This window comes from Zongyangia sp., from assembly GCF_965361945.1.
The window spans coordinates 1-3,675 of the sequence record NZ_CBDTOK010000080.1 but is presented as its reverse complement, the minus strand read 5'-3'; the positions used below and the strand labels follow the sequence as shown (position 1 = coordinate 3,675).

At 45.9% G+C, this 3,675-nt stretch carries 4 protein-coding genes; 2 read left to right on the top strand and 2 right to left on the bottom strand.

Annotated elements, in window-relative coordinates; all coding sequences use genetic code 11:
• Both ACZ25G_RS05130 and ACZ25G_RS05125 read right to left on the bottom strand, forming a co-directional pair.
• The coding region (locus ACZ25G_RS05130) for an iron-containing alcohol dehydrogenase (protein WP_463681765.1) at positions 1-1,131 on the bottom strand (1,131 nt) is incomplete at its 3' end.
• Between the two features lie 18 nt (positions 1,132-1,149).
• The gene (locus ACZ25G_RS05125; protein WP_463681764.1) at positions 1,150-1,767 is read right to left on the bottom strand and encodes a flavodoxin family protein; all 618 of its coding nucleotides are present in this window, start codon (positions 1,765-1,767) and stop codon (positions 1,150-1,152) included.
• A 198-nt stretch (positions 1,768-1,965) separates the two neighbouring features.
• On the opposite strand from ACZ25G_RS05125, the gene ACZ25G_RS05120 reads away from it, so the two are divergent.
• Together ACZ25G_RS05120 and ACZ25G_RS05115 are read left to right on the top strand one after the other, a co-directional pair.
• Positions 1,966-2,541 carry a TetR/AcrR family transcriptional regulator gene (locus ACZ25G_RS05120; RefSeq protein ID WP_463681763.1) on the top strand — a complete coding sequence of 192 codons (576 nt, stop codon included), beginning with the start codon at positions 1,966-1,968 and terminating at the stop codon, positions 2,539-2,541.
• Between the two features lie 325 nt (positions 2,542-2,866).
• Positions 2,867-3,505 (top strand): DedA family protein, encoded by a 639-nt coding sequence (locus ACZ25G_RS05115; RefSeq protein WP_463681762.1) that lies wholly within the window; start codon positions 2,867-2,869, stop codon positions 3,503-3,505.
• The last annotated feature ends 170 nt before the right edge of the window (positions 3,506-3,675 follow it).

Below are 3,675 nucleotides of genomic sequence, written 5' to 3'. Positions count from 1 at the left end.
CAAGATTTCATAGATTTCCTGCCGGTTCAATTCCCTGGGGTTGCATTTGATAATATTACAGGTATCGGCTACCTGGCGAAGTACCTCCGGTGTAATTTCCACCTTAGATTTTAGATCGCTCATATGGGTAGGAAGGCCGCACTCCTTAATAAAATCTGCCAGCGCATCAATTCCCGCCGCAGCGGTGTCTACCCCAAATACCACCTTGGCAAAACGAGTGAACTTTTCCTCCGCATCCTGTAGCATATGGCGGCAATAGGCAGGCTGAATCACTGCCAATCCCTGTCCATGGTTGCAGTCAGTATAGGCGCCAAGTTGATGTTCCATCTGATGTACCTGAAAGTCGGTGAGACGTCCTACCTTTAAAATTCCGTTTTCCGCCATGGCAGAATCCCACATGAGGTTGCCCCTGGCCTGTAGGTCATTGATATCCAATAGCAAACGTCTCATGTTGACAACGGTGTTGCGCATAATCGCCAGGGAGACATCGTCGGAGACATTGTCCCTGTCGGAACTGCCCAGATAGGTTTCCAGGGCATGGCTCAGGGTATCAAAAGCGCCGGAAATCACCTGCATCCGGGGGACAGACAAGGTATATGCCGGATCAAGAACTGCAAACCGAGGTGCAAAACCCAGCATCCCTGTCTTGATTTTTTTCTCTTCATTTGTGATGACGGCGCCTCCGTTCATCTCAGCCCCGGTACCGGAGGCCGTGACGATGGCACCCATGGGGATGGCATCAGAGGGCAATTCACGGTGGGTAAACTCCATTTCCCACAGATCCCTGTCCGTTTTGGCCTGTACAGCCACCATCTTGCAGCAGTCGATCACACTGCCGCCGCCGACGCCAAGGATCATATCTACATGTTGTTCCCGGGCTAGTTTTGCGCCCATCTGTACCTTCGCATAGGTGGGATTGGACATAATGCCCGAAAACTCCACAATCTTTTTGCCTGCGTCCCATAGGATACTGGTCAGCTCATCGTAGATGCCATTTTTCTTAATAGAACCTCCACCATAGGCCAGCATTACCGTTTTAACGTCTGCCCCCAGCTCTGCTTTCAGCGCTTTTGCGGCAGACGCCTTGCCAAAATAGACTTTTGTGGGATAAGAGTACACAAAATCATTCATAAGACAATACCTCCTAATCTATCGTGTAAAGTTTGTCAAAACCTTGGGATTCTCCGGATGTTGCAGTCCGTTTTCCTTTCCGAGCGCGATACACTTCAGCATCCATGCCATATTCTTCCCGATGTTATACATGGTCATCAGCCCTTCTTTGTCCTCTTGGACCTCCTCTGGCTGCTGACCGTATACATGATTCCAATAGGTGGAGGACACCACCGGCATGGAACAGATGGTAAAATACTTATTGATGACATCAAAGGAAGCTGTTGTACCTGCCCTCCGTGCGCTTAACACAGCCGCGGCGGGTTTAAACGCAAACGCACCGCCACCGGAATAAAAGGCTCTATCCATAAAGGTGAGCAAGCGGGCACTGGGATGGGCAAAATAAACTGGGGAGCCAAATACAAAACCATCCGCCTGCTTTGCCTTTTCGACAAATGGATTGACAGAATCATTGAAAACACATCGGCCAGACTCCCTACATTTGCGGCAGGCGACACAGTCGGGTATTGCCTCATTCCCAATAAAAAACATCTCTGTGTCGATTCCTTCCTCCTGCAACGCGCGGGCAATCTCCGCTAGTGCAACGCCTGTACATCCGTTCTGTCTGGAACTTCCATTGACCAACAAAACCTTCATTTACTGTCTCCTCCCAGTCTATATTTTCTTTTTACTCACAATAAATACACACTTTAGATTTATTTCTTTTGTGTTGCTTTTTCCTCATATTTGCATTATAATAAATGTAATATATGAAATCAATGGTCTGTAAAAACAGATTTGCGTATTATGCCACATAATATTTTCTTGTGAGGCATAAAAGGAGGGAATCTTATATTGGAAAAGAAAAAAACGGAAGACCTGCGGGTCCGTAAGACAAGGGAAGCTATTCATAACACTTTTAAGTCCATGATCTGTGAAATGGACTATGACCAGATCACCATCAAGGAGCTGACGGAACGCGCACAGATCAACCGAAAAACCTTTTACCTTCATTACAATAGTCTGGATGATCTGCTTGCCGAACTGCAGGACGAAATTGCTGAGAACTTTATAAAACGAAAGGTATCCTATGGCAGCATGAAGGATATCCGCGATTTGATCCGTCTGTTTTTCGAACACGCGGCCAACATGCCGTTGCTGCATGAGCGTCTCATGTGCAGCGGCAGCTATCAGCCGGTATGGGAAAAAATTAACCGGCGGATTATGGATTATCGTCGTGAAACCAACCGGGGTATCTTTGGCCTTGATGAATATGCGGAGAGCTTGGTGTTTGCCTTTTATGGGGCAAATTCCACTTTACTCTACCGGCAGTGGGTAGCCGATGGGAAAAAGCTTTCTTTGGAGGAGCTCATCGAGACTGCCACCAAGTTAATTTGCTATGGGATGTCCAGTGTCGTCAAAGGAGAATAGGCCCTCAAATGTATATTTTGAGGAAGAAATTCAATGATAGTCTATATTTACAGAGTGCATACATGATATAATGCCTTCTGGGAATACATCTGAACAAGGCGGTAATCTAGCTATACTTATCAAATCTTTCCGCTGTCGTTCTCTTTCACACTTTTGTTGGAATTTTTACATCGTACAATAAATTTGTTACCAGGAATGGCATGAACCTAAATTCTACAAAATAAATGGACAAATTACGTGTCATTCTCTGGTAACAGGCATTAGAATTGTTGCCCGCAATGGCAGGAATTTAAAATCACTTCAAATTTCGGAAGGAGCACTGAAAATGCAGGAATGGATGCTTTCGTTTGTCGACCAATTTGGGTATTGGGGAATCTTCCTTTTAATATTCATTGAGAACGTTTTTCCACCCATCCCCTCAGAAGCGGTCCTTTTATTTGGAGGGGCTCTTACCGTTACGGCTGCCATGAATATTCCGGGAACCGTTCTGGCTGCAACGGCTGGGTCACTGTTAGGTGCTATTGTCCTTTATGCATTTGGCAGGATTTTTCAGGCGGAACGGCTGAAAAAATTATTTGCCGGCAAATTCGGACAGATCACACATCTGCGCCCTGAGCATGTTGAAAAAGCAGAACGGTGGTTTCACCGATATCAGGGCAAAGCAGTACTGATCTGCCGCTGCATCCCCATTGTAAGAAGCCTTATCTCTATTCCTGCAGGTTTTGCAAAGATGCCTCTGCCCAGCTTTTTGCTTTTGACTACACTGGGCAGCACCGTTTGGAACATTATTCTCGTTTGTATTGGAGCCGCATTGGGCACTGCCTGGGAAAAGGCCATGCCATATTTTGACAACTACACCCATATTGCTGTGATTGTTTTGGTGGTTCTCGTCGTGGCAGTTGGTATTTTCTACCTATACCGTAAACGGAAAAAGCGCAACAAAGAAAAAATCGAGGAAGAATAAAGCAAATCCTCCCTGCAACGAAGTCTCTATCGATGATGGCCATAAAAAAGCGGGACAGAAAGAATGTTCTTTCTGTCCCGCTTTTTTATGATTCTGATTTTGAGAGTTCCTCGATGAGTTTTAAAATCTGTGGAGCTAGCTTTTCTCTTTCTTTTTTTGTAATACGGGCG

What these genes read in the sequence shown, in the direction of transcription:
- ACZ25G_RS05115 (WP_463681762.1), top strand. Translation starts at nt 2,867, where the DNA reads ATGCAGGAATGGATGCTTTCGTTTGTCGACCAATTTGGGTATTGGGGA.
- ACZ25G_RS05125 (WP_463681764.1), bottom strand. Translation starts at nt 1,767, where the DNA reads ATGAAGGTTTTGTTGGTCAATGGAAGTTCCAGACAGAACGGATGTACA.